Raw genomic sequence first — 15,347 nt, forward strand, 5'->3', positions numbered from 1 at the left:
GCCACGACGCAATCGCACCGGCCCCGGCTAAAGGCGGGGCGACGATCATATGAGAACCGCAGCCACCAGCGAATGTCATCCTCGGGCTTGACCCGAGGATCCATTCACGATCACGAAATTGGTTGGCTGTGGATCCTCGGGTCAAGCCCGAGGATGACGAACGAGAAAATTTCGTTCTTGCAGGCGGCCATGCGGCCGCCTTGGTTTTCGTTCGGTCAATCCGCCTTGTTGCGGCGGGCCGGGAAGAGGATGACGTCGCGGATCGACGGGGCGTTGGTCAGAAGCATGATCAGGCGGTCGACGCCGATGCCGAGGCCGCCGGCGGGCGGCATGCCCTGGTCGATGGCGTCGAGGAACTCGTCGTCCAGCTGCTTGTCCTTTTCGCCGCGGGCGTGCGCCTGCTCCAGCTGCTCCACCATGCGGCGGCGCTGTTCTTCCGGATCGTTGAGTTCCGAGAAGGCGTTGCCCACTTCCCAGGCGTTGCAATAGCTTTCGAAACGCTCGACGAGGCGCGGTTCGCCCGGCACTTCCTTGGCGAAGGGCGAGATGTCCTTCGGGAAATGCGTGACATGGCTCGGCTGGATCAGCGTGCCTTCCACCTTCTCCTCGAAGATGAAGGCAAGGCATTCGCCCCAGGTCCAGTCCTTCTCCACCGCAAATCCAGCAGCCTTGGCGGCAGCGCGGGCTTCTTCGTCGGTCTTGATGGCGAGGAAGTCGATACCGGTCGCTTCCTTCACGGCATCAGGCATCGGCACGCGCTTGAACGGACCCTTGAAGGAGATCGTCTGGCCCTGGAATTCAACTTCGGTCGTGCCGTGCAGCGCAATCGCCAGCGTCTCGAACAGACGCTCCACGAGACCCATGATGTCCTCGTAGTCGGCATAGGCCCAATAGCACTCCATCATGGTGAATTCAGGATTGTGCCTTGTGGAAACGCCTTCGTTGCGGAAGTTGCGGTTGATTTCGAAGACCTTGTCGGTGAGGCCCGAAACCAGCGTGCGCTTCAGATACAGTTCCGGCGCGATGCGCAGATACATGTCCATCTTCAGCGTGTTGTGGAAGGTCTTGAACGGATCGGCCGTTGCGCCGCCATAGATGGTCTGCAGCATCGGCGTTTCCACTTCGAGGAAGCCTTCGGCCTCCATGAAGCGGCGGATGCCGGAGAGAATCTTCGAACGCTGCAGGAAGCGCAGCTTGGATTCCTCATTGGAGAGAATGTCCAGATGGCGCTTGCGGTAACGCAGCTCGATGTCGGAGACGCCGTGCCACTTTTCCGGCATCGGCAGCAGCGACTTCGTCAGCATGGTGATTTCTTCGGCGTTGATCGTCAGCTCGCCGCGCTTGGTGCGGCGCACCTTGCCGGTCACGCCAATGATGTCGCCGATATCGATCATCGGCAAAAGGTTGCGCGCCGCTTCCGGCGTCGTATCCTTGTGGGAGAAGATCTGCACCTTGCCCGAGGCGTCATGGATATCCATGAACATGCCGGAATTGCGGGAGGAATAAACGCGGCCGGCCACCGTCACCGTATCGCCGGTTTCGACGTCGGCTTCGATATCGGCGTATTTTTCCGCCAGCTCCGCATTGCTCATGGTGCGGTGGAAATGCGCCGGATAGACATCGCCGATCTGCTCGCGCAGCAGCGCAAGTTTCTGGCGGCGCACTTCTGTCGCGTCGGAGGAAAGGGCGGTGGTTTCGGTCGTCTTGTCGTTCATCGTATTCGCCTTCAGCGGCCTTGTTCGTTGCGGTTACCCTATGCGCTCCGGGCTTACCCCCCTCTGTCCTGCCGGACATCTCCCCCTCAAGGGGGGAGATCAGATGCGGCGCCCGCCCGCTTCATGGGCAAGGTGTCAGCCGCTTGTCGATCTCCCCACTTGAGGGGGAGATGCCCGGCAGGGCAGAGGGGGGTACCCCGAGCAGAGGGGTATATTTCAGTCTGCCGGCGTCACCGCCAGCACATAACTATCAGCTTCCGCTGCCAACCATCGTGGCCACAACGGCAATCGCCATCTTCAACCGCTGGCGCACAACGGAACGGCCAAGCAGCGCCATCGAGTCAAACAACGGCAGCGAGCGCGAGGAACCGGACATGGCCACAAACAGCGGCGGCGTCACGACGCGCAGCTTCTTGCCGGTGCGTTCGGCGACATCGCGCAGCTCCGCCTCGATCGCTTCCACATTCCAGTCCGGCATCTTTTCCAGATCGGCGGCAACCGTGGTGAGGATTTCGTGGATTTCCTCGGGTTTGCTTTTGAGCCCGGCAAAGGAAGCCGGCGTCAGGCCGACATCGCTTGCCAGCAGGAAGCCGGCAAGGTTCGGCAATTCGCCGAGTCTGGAAATGCGGCTCTGGGCAAGCTTCAGGCCTTCGGTCAGGCGGGCATTTTCCATCGCCCATTCCAGCGTGCGGGAAATGAACTCCTCCGGCGCAAGCTTCTCACGCAGCCAGCGGCCGTTCAGCCAGTCCAGCTTCTGAATGTCGAAGATGGCGCCGGCCTTGGACAGCGCTTCCGGATCGAACTTCGCCGCCAGCTCGTCCATGGTCAGAAGTTCTTCGCCTTCGGCGATCTGGATGAAGAACAGGCCAAGGAAGTTCATCAGCGCTTCCGGCAGGTAACCGAGAGCGGAATAATAGGAGATCGAGGTCGGGTTCTTGCGCTTGGAAAGCTTCGACTTGTCGGCGTTGCGCATCAGCGAAAGATGCATGAACGTGGGCTGGTCCCAGCCGAAATAACGGTAGAGCAGAATGTGCTTGGGCACGGAGGCCAGCCATTCTTCGCCGCGCGCCACATGGGTGATCTTCATCAGATGGTCGTCGATGACGTTGGCCATGTGATAGGTCGGCATGCCGTCGGCCTTGATAAGCACCTGCATATCGACGGAATCCCAAGGGATCGAGACATCGCCATAAACGCCGTCATGGAAATCGCACGAGCCTTCGGTCGGAATTTTCATGCGCACGACATTGGCCTCGCCGGCGGTGACGCGGGCGGTGACTTCCTCGGCCTTCAGGTTGAGGCAATGGCCGTCATATTTCGGCGGCTTGCCGGCGGCGCGCTGGGCTTCGCGCATTTCTTCCAGCCGCTCAGGCGTGCAGAAACAGCGGAAGGCGTGGCCTTTTTCCAGCAGTTCTTCGGCATAGGGCCAGTACATGGCCTTGCGCTCGGACTGGCGGTAGGGACCGTAAGGGCCGCCGACATCGGGGCCTTCCGACCAGGTGAGGCCGGTCCAGCGCAGGGCTTCCAGCACTTTCTGCTCATATTCGAGGGTCGAGCGAGTGGCGTCGGTATCCTCGATGCGCAGGATGAACTCGCCGCCATGTTTCTTGGCGAAGAGATAGTTGAACAGCGCGATATAGGCGGTGCCGACATGCGGCTCGCCGGTGGGGGAAGGTGCGATGCGGACGCGAACGCCGGAAGTGGTCATGAAATTCACTCGTCGTGACGTGGCAGTGACATCGGGGCGGTTTCACCCGTCTGTCACGATGTTTTCGTTTGGATGCGGCAGGAAATCATGTTGGAAGACGCAATGAAAGCGCCTTTTGCACATTCCCGTTCGGCTTCGGCTTAGGCCATATTCTGCCGCAGGCGTCAAGGAAATACGAAGCCCGCGCTGGTTCGGCGTCCTAGCTTAGAGTCCTAGCTCACTGGCCAGACGTAAAGCAGCATGGGAATGCTGGCGATGACTATCATGATCGACAGCGGCAGGCCAAGGCGCGGATAGTCGCTGAAGCGATAACCGCCGGGGCCCATGACCAGCGTATTGCACTGGTGGCCGATGGGGGTGAGGAAATCGCAGCCCGCGCCGATCGCCACCGCCATCAGGAAGGCCTCCGGCCGGAAACCGAGCGTGGTGGCGAAACCGGCGGCGATGGGGGCCATGACCAGCACGGTGGCGGCATTGTTGAGAAAGGGCGTGACCGCCATGGCGGTGAGCAGGATCATGCCCAGCGCCGCAAAAGGCGGCAATCCCTGCGCGGCGTGACCAAGCCATGCGGCGATCAATTCACTCGCCCCGCTGGTGCGCAGACTGTCGCTGACGGGAATGAGGGCGGCGAGCATGACGAGGATCGGCCCGTCGATGGATTTATAGACCTCGGTGAGCGGGATAGCGCCAACGACGATCATCAGGAAAGCGGCGGCGAAAAAGGCGACCGAGACCGGCACCAGCCCGCTGCCGGCGGCGATCATGGCGGCGGCAAGTACCAGAACGGGTAAAAGCGCGCGGCGCTGCACGCCAAGCAGGATTTCGCGTTGTGCCAGCGGCAGCAGCGAAAATTCCTGTAATACCTGCGGCAGGTTCTTGCGGCTTCCCTGCAGCAGGATCACATCGCCCGCCTGCAGCGTCAGGTCGGAGAGCCGCTGGTTGACGCGCTGGCCGCGGCGGCTGACCGCAATCAGATTGACGCCGCGTGTGTAGGACAGTGCCAGTTCGCGTGCGGAAATTCCGTTGAGAACGGATTCATTGCCAATCACCGCTTCCATGGAGATAAGGTCGGCGGTTTTCTGGCCGTTTTCGGTGAGCGGCTTGCCGGATAGCAGCAGCTTTGCCTGTGAGACGATGCGGTCGAGGCCTTCCGGGTTGCCTTCGAGAAGAATGGTGTCGCCCGGTTTCAGATTGACGTCGGGAAAGGGTGAGATGCGCCGTGGTCCGCGCAGGATGGTGCTGGCGATCACGTCGCCATCCGCCTGTTTCAAAAGCTCACGCAGTGGCCTGTCCGCATAGGTGCTGTCGGCAGGCAGCGTCGCTTCGGCGGTGTAGGCCGACTGGTCGAGAATATCTTCCACCGATGCCTGTTGCCGGTTGCGCACGGGCAGCAGCCGGTAACCAAAGGTCAGGAAGACGATGCCGATCACCGTCAGCCCGAGGCCGACGGGGGTGAAGTCGAACATCGAAAAGCTCTGCCCGGTCATTTCCTCGCGCAGCCGCGAGACGACGATGTTGGGCGAGGTGCCGATCTGCGTCATCAACCCGCCCAGCAAGGCGGCAAAGGCCATGGGCATCAGATAATAGGAGACCGGGCTGCCGGATTTGCGGGCGAACTGGAAGGCGACCGGCATCATGATGGCAAGCGCACCGATATTCTTGATGAAGGCCGACATGATGGCGACGACGATCATCAGAAAGGCCAGCTGCAGGCCCTTGGAATGCATTTCTGGAAAATATTTCTTGATGGTCATGTCGACGATGCCGGAACGCGCCACCGCCGAACTGACCACCAGCGCACTGCCGACGATGATGACGATATCATCCGAAAAACCGGAGAAAGCCTTCTCGAAAGGCACGACCCCAACGGCCACGGCCACCAGCAAAGCGCTGCAGGCGACAACATCGTAACGGAACCTGTCCCAGATGAACGCGACCATCATGCCGGCGATCACGGTGAAGGCGAGGATCTGGTCGGTTGTCATGCTGGTTTATGCTTTCGAAGGAGAGGCGGCGGGAATGACTCTATCGATGAGGATATCGAAGAACGCAAGCTGGGGTGAAGCGGTTCCGGAGTGGGATGGCCATTCATATCTTTCCGTCATACCGGCCCCTGAGCCGGTATCCAGCCGACGCGGCTCTCACGCGACGAGGGGAGTCTTTTCAGCTCAAGGACTTGGGCTGGCTGGATGCCGGATCAAGTCCGGCATGACGGAGCGGAGGGATTGTCAGAGAAGAAAATGGGCAATGTCGTCCCAGGCTGGATTGAGACCTTCAATCAACTTGATCTTCCATGCCCGCGGCCAGTTTTTTCTCGTCTTTTCTCTCGCAATTGCGTCCGTGACGAGATCGTATGTTTCAAACCACACAAGCGTCTTAACGCCATAACGGGTTGTGAAGCCGGGGGTCAAATTGTTCTGATGTTCATATAAACGGTGAGAAAGGTCGCTTGTTACGCCAGTATAGAGCGTACCGTTTCTTTTGGATGCAAGAATATAAACGTAACCTTCGCGCATGAGAAAAGCATGCGCAAAGGTCATTGTTTTGGCAAGAGGTGAAATTATTTCCGTCATACCGGACTTGATCCGGTATCCAGCCGACGCGCGTCTGCGCGGCGAGAGGAGTTTTTCAGCCCAAGGACTTGGGCTGACTGGATGCCGGATCAAGTCCGGCATGACGGAAGTGCGGTCAATGTGCCTCTTCAGCACTCGCCTTCTTCCGACGCCGCGCGTTGCGGGCCAGCATGTTGAGCAGTTCCACCAGCGCCGAAAACGCCATGGCGGCATAGACGTAACCCTTGGGAACATGGAAGCCCATGCCTTCGGCGATCAGCGTCGTGCCGATCATCATGAGGAAGGCGAGCGCCAGCATGACGATGGTGGGGTTGCGCTCGATGAAGTTGGCAAGCGGGGTTGCGGCGAGCAGCATGACGGCGACAGCCACGACGACGGCGACGATCATGATCGGCAGATGTGGTGTCATGCCGACGGCGGTGATGATGCTGTCCACCGAGAAGACGAGGTCGAGCAGCAGGATCTGGCCGATGGCCGCGCCGAAATTCATCGCCACGGGGCCGCCGACCATGTCTTCCTTGTGATCTTCAGGGTCGACATTGTGGTGGATTTCCTTGGTGGCCTTCCACATCAGGAAAAGACCGCCGGCGATCAGGATCATGTCCTTCCAGGAGAAGGCATGGCCGAAGATTTCGAAGACCGGTGTGGTCAGCTGCACGATCCAGGCGACGGTGCCGAGCAGGCCGAGGCGCATCACCAGAGCAAGGCCGATACCGATCTTGCGGGCTTTTTCGCGCTGTTCTGGCGGCAGCTTGTTGGTGAGGATCGAGATGAAGATCAGGTTGTCGATGCCGAGCACGACCTCCATGACGATAAGCGTGACGAGCGCCACCCACGCAGCGGGGTCGGACAGGAGAGGGAGAACGGACTCCATCAGGGAATATTTCCTTTCAGCAACAAGGACGGCCGAGAATTCGGTCAACGAGATTTATAGCGCAATACGCGAGAAACAAGGAGATGAAGTGCCTTTCAGGCAAGATTTCATCGAAATTTCGCGCAAGCCGCGTATCGGCGCTGGCGCCGTTGCTGAATGATCTCAGGCCTTGTCGGTTCCGTAGGCGGCCATGAATACCTTTATGGCGCTGGTAATCACCCGATCCAGCTCCTCTTCGGGCACCGGGCCGTCGATTTCTCCGAACAGCCGCAGCTTGAAGAAAGTGCCGGTGGAAAGCTCGATATATTGCCGTGCAGCCAGCTCAACGTCATCGACTTTCAGATGGCCGAGCGCGACGTGGTGCTCGATGAAATCCTGAAGCACGGTGCGGACATTGTTGGGTGCGGCGATGAAGAAGCGCTGCGCCAGCTTCGGCATGCGGTCTATGACGCCGATGACCGAGCGCATGGCCGGGATCATCTCCGAGCAGATCATCTTGTTGGCAAAGGCCTTGCCGAACTGCTTCAGCCCCTCGCGCACCTCTTCGGTGCCGGCCAGAATATTGCGCATGGAGGTGGCAAATTCCTGCCGGTGATGATCGACGAGGGCGGCGAACAGATCCTCCTTGTTGGAGAAGTAGACATAGATCGTGCCCTTGGAAACGCCCGCTTCCCGGGTAATGTCGTTCATGCTGGCGGCGTCGAAGCCCTTGCGCTTGAAGACGCGCCAGGCGCCCGCCAGGATCTGCTCGCGCTTGGCCGGGTCCTCGCCCGCCGCAAAACGCCCGCCGGGGCTTCCGGGACAGCCCGCTTCCATGTCCGCTTCAATATCCATGTCTTCCCCTGCCATCGTTATCGCCTCCTAGCACGGCAACGGCGTAAAAAAAATTAACCAGACGTCGAACCAAACGGTTCGATAACACTTGATATGTGTCAGGAAAGAGATTATGTCAATCGAACCGAACGGTTCAGTTCGAAAAACTTTCTTCAATCTATTACGGTACAATCTCATGTCGGCCCAGAAGAATAGCGCGGTTCGCGCCGTCAACGATGCGGAAGAGGCGGATGTTTCCGCCAAGGCCGAGACCTCTCCGGCAAAGCCGGTCGAGGCCCCGCCTCAGACCCCGGCACAGACCGTCGCTGCGCCGAAGCAGAAGAAGCGCTCGAAGCTTCTGCCGATCTTTGCCATCGCCCTTCTCGCCGGTGCCGGCTGGTATGGTTACAACTGGTGGATCGACGGCCGCTTCATGGTCTCGACCGATGATGCCTATATAGAAGGTGACATCGCCGTCATCGCGCCCAAGGTTTCCGGTTACGTCGCCAAGGTGAACGTGGTCGAGAACCAGGAAGTCAAGGCGGGCGATCCGCTGGTGACGCTGGACGACGGCGACTATCGCATCGCGCTCGATCAGGCAGAAGCGCAGATCCGTACCGAAGAACTGTCGCTGAAGCGCATCGACGCGCAGATCGTTGGCGGCGAAGCGTCTCTGGAACAGGCCGTCGCCCAGAAGGGCGCGCTGGATGCCGCCCTTCGCGGTGCCGAAATCACCCAGAAGCGCGCCAGCGAACTGCAGGCGAAGGATGTCGGCACGGTTGCCGCTTCCGACAATGCGCAAGTCGCGCTCGATCAGGCCAAGGCGAATGTCGTGGCCGGTGATGCCGCCATCTCTTCGGCGAAAGCAAATGTCGAGCTTCTGCGCGCCCAGCGCGAGGAGGCCGAAAGCACCGTCCGCTCGCTGCAGCTTTCACGCGACAAGGCCGCCCGCGATCTTTCCTTCACGGTTCTGAAGGCGCCCTATGACGGCGTCATCGGCAATCTGGCGGTTCAGAACGGCGATCTTGTCTCGGTCGGCAAGCGTCTCGCTTCGCTGGTGCCGATGAACGAGCTTTATATCGACGCCAATTTCAAGGAAACGCAGCTTGCGCGCGTGGTTCCGGGTTCGAAGGTTCGCGTGCATGTGGACGCCTTTGACGATGCGACCATTGAAGGCACGGTGCAGTCGATTTCGCCCGGTTCGGGTTCGGTCTTCTCCATGCTGCCGCCGGAAAATGCGACGGGCAACTTCACCAAGGTCATTCAGCGCGTGCCGGTGCGCATCGTCTTCTCCAAGGAAGACCTTGCCAAGCACAATCTCCGCGCGGGCCTGAGCGTCGTTGTCGATGTCGACACCCGTACGGCGCCTGAAGCGACCAAAACGGCGCAAGTTAACCCGGAAGCCAAGTAAGGCGCATCGCTGATGCGTCGTTGAGGGCAAGATCATGGCGGCTACGGTTGTCGGTACGGGCGGGGCGTCCATCCCCGCCGATCCCCCGATGGACAGGCGCAGGCTCATCGCGTTTTTCGCGATGGTCTTCGGCATGTTCATGTCCATTCTCGATATTCAGATCGTCTCCGCCTCTCTGGCGGAAATCCAGGCCGGCCTCGGCGCCGGCTCGGACGAGATCGCCTGGGTGCAGACCTCCTATCTGATCGCCGAAGTCATCATGATCCCGCTGTCGGGCACGCTGGCGCGCATCCTGTCCACGCGTGTGCTCTTCGCCACCTGTGCGGCCGGCTTCACTATATCGAGCGCGCTCTGCGCCACTGCCACCAATATTGACCAGATGATCGTCTACCGCGCGATCCAGGGCTTTATCGGCGGCGGCATGATCCCCTCCGTGTTCGCCGCCGCCTTCACGATCTTCCCGCCGTCGAAGCGCTCGGTCGTCTCGCCGATCATCGGTCTCGTCGCAACGCTCGCGCCCACCATCGGCCCGACGGTCGGCGGTTATCTTTCCAATGCCTTTTCCTGGCACTGGCTGTTCCTCGTCAACATCATCCCCGGCATCATCGTCACCATCCTGACCTGGAGCCTGATCGATTTCGACAAGCCGGAAAAGTCGCTCTGGAAGAAGTTCGACTGGTGGGGGCTGATCTCCATGGCGGTCTTCCTCGGCTCTTTGGAATATGTGCTGGAAGAGGGCAATAACAAGGACTGGTTCAACGACGAGCACATCGTACTTGGATCGGTCGCCATGGTCATCGGCGCGGTCGTGTTCTTCTGGCGCGCCTTCAAGGTGGAATTCCCAGTCGTCGATATCCGCGCCTTCGCCGACCGAAACTTCTCCATCGGCTCGCTGTTTTCCTTCGTCATGGGCATCGGGCTTTACGGGCTGACCTATCTTTACCCGCTCTATCTTGGCCGGGTGAGGGGCTATGATGCGCTGATGATCGGCGAGACCATGTTCGTCTCCGGCCTTGCCATGTTCTTCACCGCGCCGATTGCCGGCAAGGTCTCCACCAAGCTCGATCCGCGGGCGATGATGGCGATCGGCTTCATCAGCTTCGGCTGCGGCACATGGATTATGACCTATGTGACCACCGACTGGGATTTTTATGAACTTCTGATCCCGCAGATCCTGCGCGGCTTTGGGCTGATGATGTGCATGGTGCCGATCAACAACATCGCGCTCGGCACCTTGCCGCCCGCCCGCATCCGCAATGCATCCGGCCTGTTCAACCTCACCCGCAACCTCGGCGGCGCGGTCGGACTTGCCGTCATCAACACCATGCTGTCGCAGCGCACGGACGATCATTATGTGCGGCTGGCGGAACATGTCAGCTATTCCAACCCGCAGGCGCTGGAATGGCTGAACAGTGTTGGTGCCAACTATGATTCCTACGGGCTGGATGGCGCTTCCGTCGCCATCAAGAAACTGGTCGGCATGGTCTCGCAGCAGGCATGGATACTGGCCTTCGCGGATGTGTTCTTCGCGCTGACGCTTTTGTTCGGCAGCCTGATCTTCATGACGATCCTGATCCAGAAACCCAAGGCAGCGCCGCCGCCAGACGCGGCGCACTAACAAGAATCCCCTCCCATCCACCGCAGAGCTGGGGCCGTCGGAAATGACGGCCCCTTTTTTGTTTTGAATATGGAGCGAGCGGGCGCGGCATATTTCTTCTCCCCGACGGGGAGAAGTCCGCGGCAGCGGGATGAGGGGGAGACGGTAAAGATAGACCGAGAGCTTGCCCCCTCATCCGACCCTTCGGGCCACCTTCTCCCCGGCGGGGAGAAGAAACAAGCCGCAATGTCGTCACAGGAACCACGCCCAATTCATGATCCCGGCTTTCGGCAAAATATGAGGTACGTACATCATTTTTCGGTTTACCTCGCCCTCAAAGCTGGATATTCAAAGGCGAGGGGAGGAACCATGAAGCCGACAGTTCACGACATCGCCGAGAGGGCGGGCGTCAGCCTCGCCACCATAGACCGGGTGCTGAACATGCGCCCCGGCGTGCATGCGGCCACCCGTGCGCGGGTGGAGGCGGCGATTGCCGAGCTTGGTTATGTGCGCGATATCGCCGCCGCCAATCTGGCCAAGGGGCGCAACTATTCGCTGGTCTTCATCCTGCCCGGCAACGACAATTCCTTCATGGCGACGCTGCGGGCCGAGGTACGGGCCGCAGCCAGCCGCGCCCATCTGGAACGCACGGCAATCCGCATCATCGAGGTGCCGCCCTTCAATGCGGCAGCGCTGACCGAAGCGCTGGAGGTTGCGCGGCGGGAAAAACCGTCGGGCGTCGCTTTCGTCGCCACCGATTCAGAAGATGTGGCGGAAGCGGCAGACCGGCTGGCGGATGACGGCATCGCCAGTGTCACGCTGGTTTCCGATCTCTCCGGCTCGCGGCGCGACCATTATGCCGGCGTGGACAATGTCGCGGCGGGGCGCACGGCGGCAAGCCTCATGGGACGCTTCCTCTCCGGGCGTGGCGGCGATATCGCCGTTGTTGCCGGCTCCATGCTGGTGCGTGACCATCGCGAGCGTCTGGAAGGTTTTCGCACCGTCATCGAGTCGGAATTTCCGCAATTGCAGCTTCTGCCGGTGCTGGAGGGCAAGGATGACCCTGCGGCCGTGGAGGCGCTGGTTGCCGCTGCGCTGGGCAACAACGCTCTGTCCGGCATCTACAGTCTCGGCGCCGGCAATCGCGGCCTCATCCGGGCGCTTAGAGCTGCAGGTGGCGAGAGGCCGCTTTCTGTCATCGCCCATGAACTGACGGAAAACACCGCCAATGCGCTGCGGGAAGGGGTGCTCGATGCCGTGCTCAACCAGGATGCAGGCCATGAGGTGCGCAGCGCCATCCGCGTGTTGAAGGCGCGCGCCGATGGTCAGTCCGTCATCGCGGCGCAGGAACGTATCCGTATCGACATATTCCTCAGGGACAATCTGCCCTGAGAAAACCGCATGAACTTTGGCGCATGGAGCGCCGGAATGGAGAAATACATGTATCTCGGTCTCGATCTTGGAACATCCGGCATCAAAGCCCTGCTGATGGACGGCGATCAGAAGATCATCGGCTCGGCCAACGGCTCGCTGGACGTTTCGCGCCCGCATCACGGCTGGTCGGAACAGAACCCGGCCGACTGGATCGCCGCCGCCCAGACAGCGGTCGCCGGGCTGAAGCAGAAGTTTCCGAAGGAGCTTGCCGCCGTCAAGGGCATCGGCCTTTCCGGGCAGATGCATGGCGCGACGCTGATCGATGCGGCCGGCAAGGTGCTGCGTCCCTGCATTCTGTGGAACGATACGCGTTCCTACGCCGAGGCGGCCGCACTCGATGCCGATCCGCGTTTCCGCAAGATCACCGGCAATATCGTCTTTCCCGGTTTCACCGCGCCGAAACTTGCCTGGGTGGCGAAAAACGAACCTGAAATCTTCGCGAAAGTGGCCAAGGTATTGTTGCCGAAGGATTATCTGCGGCTGTGGCTAACCGGCGAATATATCTCCGAAATGTCTGATTCCGCCGGCACTTCCTGGCTCGACACCGGCGCGCGCAAGTGGTCTGCCGAGCTTCTCTCCGCCACCGGGCTGGATGAAAAACATATGCCCTCGCTGGTGGAAGGCACCGATGAGGCGGGCGTTCTGCGGTCCGAACTCGCCTCCGAATGGGGCATTGCGGGTAGGGTGGTGGTTGCCGGTGGTGCCGGCGACAACGCGGCTTCCGCCTGCGGCATGGGCACGGTGAAGGAAGGCCACGCCTTCGTGTCGCTTGGCACCTCCGGCGTGCTGTTTGCCGCCAACGCCTCCTATCTGCCGAAGCCGGAAAGCGCCGTTCACGCCTTCTGCCATGCGCTTCCCAACACCTGGCACCAGATGGGCGTCATCCTGTCCGCCACCGATGCGCTCAACTGGTATTCGCGCCTCACCGGCAAGTCCGCCGCCGACCTGACCGGCGAACTGGGCGAGACGCTTCTGGCCCCGACCGGCGTGACCTTCGCGCCCTATCTTTCCGGTGAGCGCACGCCGCATAATGACGCCGCCATTCGCGGCTCCTTCATCGGCCTTTCCCATGAAAGCGACCGCAAGGCGCTGACCCAGGCGGTGCTGGAAGGGGTTACCTTCGCCATCCGCGACAATCTCGAAGCGCTGAAATCGGCCGGCACCACCATTTCCCGCGTCACCGCCATCGGCGGCGGCTCACGCTCGGCCTATTGGCTGGCCTCGATCGCCACATCGCTCGGTGTGCCCGTGGATATTCCGGCGGAGGGCGATTTCGGTGCTGCCTTCGGCGCCGCGCGTCTTGGTCTGATTGCGGCAACCGGGGCCGACCCGGTCGCGGTCTGCACCCAGCCGCAGACGGCGCGCACCATCGAGCCGGTGGCGGCGCTTGGCGGCGCCTATGAGGAGGCTTACCGGCGGTATCACGCGCTTTATCCGGCGATCAGGGCGCTTTCGCATTGAGACGCTGAGTGTGCGGCTTCACCCCCCTCTGCCCTGCCGGGCATCTCCCCCACAAGGGGGGAGATCAGCAAGATGCTACCTCTCGCTCCATTCGCAGCCTCGCGTGAGTACGGGACGCGGCGGCGAGTCGATCTCCCCCCTTGTGGGGGAGATGTCCGGCAGGACAGAGGGGGGTAAGCCACGCGCAATGGCCTTGAAATTTTCGAACACCATCTAAACCAACCAAGGAGGATCCCCATGAGCACAGGTTTTTTCGGCGACATAACCAAGATCAAATATGAAGGCCCCGACAGCACCAATCCGCTGGCTTTCCGCCACTACAATCCCGATGAGATTGTCGCGGGCAAGCGCATGGAGGATCATCTGCGTTTCGCGGTGGCCTACTGGCATACCTTCACCTGGCCGGGCGGCGATCCCTTTGGCGGGCAGACGTTTCAGCGTCCGTGGTTCGAAGACACGATGCAGGCCGCCAAGCTGAAGGCCGATGTCGCTTTCGAATTTTTCTCGCTGCTCGGTTCACCGTTTTATTGCTTCCACGATGCGGATGTGCGCCCGGAAGGCAAAAACTTCGCTGAAAACACGAAGAACCTTAACGAGATCGTTGATTATTTTGCTGAAAAGCAGGCTCAGACCGGCGTGAAGCTTCTCTGGGGAACGGCGAATCTTTTCTCCAACCGCCGCTTCATGTCGGGTGCGGCCACCAATCCGGACCCGGATGTCTTCGCTTTCTCCGCCGCCACGGTGAAAACCTGCCTCGACGCCACCAAGAAGCTCGGCGGCGCGAATTATGTTCTGTGGGGCGGCCGTGAGGGCTACGAAACCCTGCTCAACACCGATCTTTCCCGCGAGCTGGACCAGATGGGCCGTTTCCTCAATCTGGTGGTGGAATATAAATACAAGATCGGTTTCGAGGGCACGATCCTGATCGAGCCGAAGCCGCAGGAGCCGACCAAGCACCAGTATGACTATGACGTTGCCACCGTTTATGCCTTCCTGCAGAAGAACGGCCTCGAAAAGGAAGTGAAGCTCAATATCGAGCAGGGCCATGCCATCCTTGCCGGCCACTCCTTCGAGCATGAACTGGCCCTCGCCAATGCCTTCGGCATTTTCGGCTCCATCGACATGAACCGCAACGATTACCAGTCGGGTTGGGATACCGACCAGTTCCCCAACAATGTGCCGGAAATGGCGCTTGCCTATTACCACGTGCTGGCCGGTGGCGGCTTCAAGAATGGCGGCACCAATTTCGATGCCAAGCTGCGCCGCCAGTCGCTCGATCCGCAGGACCTGCTGATCGGCCATATCGGCGGCATGGATTGCTGCGCCCGCGGCCTGAAGGCGGCGGCGAAAATGATCGAGGACGGCGCGCTGTCCAAGCCGCTTGCGGAACGTTACGCCGGGTGGGACGCCCCTGAGGCCCAGAAGATGCTGCGCGGCGAGCTGAAGCTCGACGAGATCGCGGCACTGGTGGAGCGCGAGGATATCAATCCCGAGCCGAAATCCGGTCGTCAGGAATATCTGGAGAACGTGGTCAACCGTTACGTTTGACCGGGTCCTTGTATCCAAAAAAGAAGGCGGGGGAACATCTCCCGCTTTCGTCGTTTCGGTTTGACGATCCCCGTCACGGCACACGCGGCGTCATCCTCGGGCTTGAGGTGAGGATCCACGGCCGAATGAAAACGGGTCCCCGGGTCAAGCAACCGTGGACCTATTGTGCGAAAGCGGTGTCTGATCGAGCGATAGCGTTGAGGATGGTGATGA

Annotated in this window: 11 protein-coding genes; 5 read left to right on the forward strand and 6 right to left on the reverse strand. The window is 60.6% G+C overall.

The window, feature by feature from the left end:
- Nucleotides 1–215: 215 nt before the first annotated feature.
- The 6 genes from lysS to AC1ROR_RS23395 form a co-directional block, all read right to left on the reverse strand.
- Nucleotides 216–1,715: a lysine--tRNA ligase gene (gene lysS, locus AC1ROR_RS23370; protein ID WP_498590904.1), complete on the reverse strand. Its 1,500-nt coding sequence runs from the start codon at nt 1,713–1,715 to the stop codon at nt 216–218.
- 250 nt (nt 1,716–1,965) lie between these two features.
- Entirely contained in the window at nt 1,966–3,423 is a 1,458-nt protein-coding gene (gene gltX, locus AC1ROR_RS23375) for a glutamate--tRNA ligase (protein WP_498590905.1), read from the reverse strand.
- Between the two features lie 212 nt (nt 3,424–3,635).
- Nucleotides 3,636–5,408 (reverse strand): SLC13 family permease, encoded by a 1,773-nt coding sequence (locus AC1ROR_RS23380; RefSeq protein WP_498590906.1) that lies wholly within the window; start codon nt 5,406–5,408, stop codon nt 3,636–3,638.
- 243 nt (nt 5,409–5,651) lie between these two features.
- Nucleotides 5,652–5,963, reverse strand: coding sequence for a GIY-YIG nuclease family protein (locus AC1ROR_RS23385; protein ID WP_498590909.1), 312 nt, complete (start codon nt 5,961–5,963; stop codon nt 5,652–5,654).
- A gap of 148 nt (nt 5,964–6,111) precedes the next feature.
- A complete protein-coding gene (locus AC1ROR_RS23390) occupies nt 6,112–6,870 on the reverse strand; it encodes a TerC family protein (protein ID WP_142170190.1) in 759 nt (252 codons plus the stop codon).
- Between the two features lie 162 nt (nt 6,871–7,032).
- The gene (locus AC1ROR_RS23395) at nt 7,033–7,719 is read right to left on the reverse strand and encodes a TetR/AcrR family transcriptional regulator (RefSeq protein WP_035228220.1); all 687 of its coding nucleotides are present in this window, start codon (nt 7,717–7,719) and stop codon (nt 7,033–7,035) included.
- 160 nt (nt 7,720–7,879) lie between these two features.
- On the opposite strand from AC1ROR_RS23395, the gene AC1ROR_RS23400 reads away from it, so the two are divergent.
- The 5 genes from AC1ROR_RS23400 to xylA all read left to right on the forward strand — a co-directional run bounded on the left by AC1ROR_RS23400 (nt 7,880) and on the right by xylA (nt 15,134).
- Complete coding sequence (locus tag AC1ROR_RS23400) at nt 7,880–9,094, forward strand: HlyD family secretion protein (protein ID WP_035228216.1); 1,215 nt, start codon at nt 7,880–7,882, stop codon at nt 9,092–9,094.
- 34 nt (nt 9,095–9,128) lie between these two features.
- Complete coding sequence (locus AC1ROR_RS23405; RefSeq protein ID WP_035243163.1) at nt 9,129–10,712, forward strand: DHA2 family efflux MFS transporter permease subunit; 1,584 nt, start codon at nt 9,129–9,131, stop codon at nt 10,710–10,712.
- A 348-nt stretch (nt 10,713–11,060) separates the two neighbouring features.
- Nucleotides 11,061–12,083 (forward strand): LacI family DNA-binding transcriptional regulator, encoded by a 1,023-nt coding sequence (locus AC1ROR_RS23410; protein WP_498590907.1) that lies wholly within the window; start codon nt 11,061–11,063, stop codon nt 12,081–12,083.
- 48 nt (nt 12,084–12,131) lie between these two features.
- A complete protein-coding gene (gene xylB, locus AC1ROR_RS23415; protein WP_142170352.1) occupies nt 12,132–13,586 on the forward strand; it encodes a xylulokinase in 1,455 nt (484 codons plus the stop codon).
- A gap of 237 nt (nt 13,587–13,823) precedes the next feature.
- Complete coding sequence (gene xylA, locus AC1ROR_RS23420; protein ID WP_142170194.1) at nt 13,824–15,134, forward strand: xylose isomerase; 1,311 nt, start codon at nt 13,824–13,826, stop codon at nt 15,132–15,134.
- Nucleotides 15,135–15,347 lie beyond the last annotated feature (213 nt).

Source organism: Agrobacterium sp. GW821-FHT14E08 (genome assembly GCF_058803865.1).

Excerpts from the sequence above, each read along its gene's own strand:
- xylB (WP_142170352.1), top strand. The coding sequence starts at position 12,132 with ATGTATCTCGGTCTCGATCTTGGAACATCCGGCATCAAAGCCCTGCTG.
- AC1ROR_RS23410 (WP_498590907.1), top strand. The coding sequence starts at position 11,061 with ATGAAGCCGACAGTTCACGACATCGCCGAGAGGGCGGGCGTCAGCCTC.
- AC1ROR_RS23405 (WP_035243163.1), top strand. The coding sequence starts at position 9,129 with ATGGCGGCTACGGTTGTCGGTACGGGCGGGGCGTCCATCCCCGCCGAT.
- lysS (WP_498590904.1), bottom strand. The coding sequence starts at position 1,715 with ATGAACGACAAGACGACCGAAACCACCGCCCTTTCCTCCGACGCGACA.
- AC1ROR_RS23400 (WP_035228216.1), top strand. The coding sequence starts at position 7,880 with ATGTCGGCCCAGAAGAATAGCGCGGTTCGCGCCGTCAACGATGCGGAA.
- AC1ROR_RS23380 (WP_498590906.1), bottom strand. The coding sequence starts at position 5,408 with ATGACAACCGACCAGATCCTCGCCTTCACCGTGATCGCCGGCATGATG.
- AC1ROR_RS23395 (WP_035228220.1), bottom strand. The coding sequence starts at position 7,719 with ATGGCAGGGGAAGACATGGATATTGAAGCGGACATGGAAGCGGGCTGT.
- AC1ROR_RS23385 (WP_498590909.1), bottom strand. The coding sequence starts at position 5,963 with ATGACCTTTGCGCATGCTTTTCTCATGCGCGAAGGTTACGTTTATATT.
- xylA (WP_142170194.1), top strand. The coding sequence starts at position 13,824 with ATGAGCACAGGTTTTTTCGGCGACATAACCAAGATCAAATATGAAGGC.
- gltX (WP_498590905.1), bottom strand. The coding sequence starts at position 3,423 with ATGACCACTTCCGGCGTTCGCGTCCGCATCGCACCTTCCCCCACCGGC.
- AC1ROR_RS23390 (WP_142170190.1), bottom strand. The coding sequence starts at position 6,870 with ATGGAGTCCGTTCTCCCTCTCCTGTCCGACCCCGCTGCGTGGGTGGCG.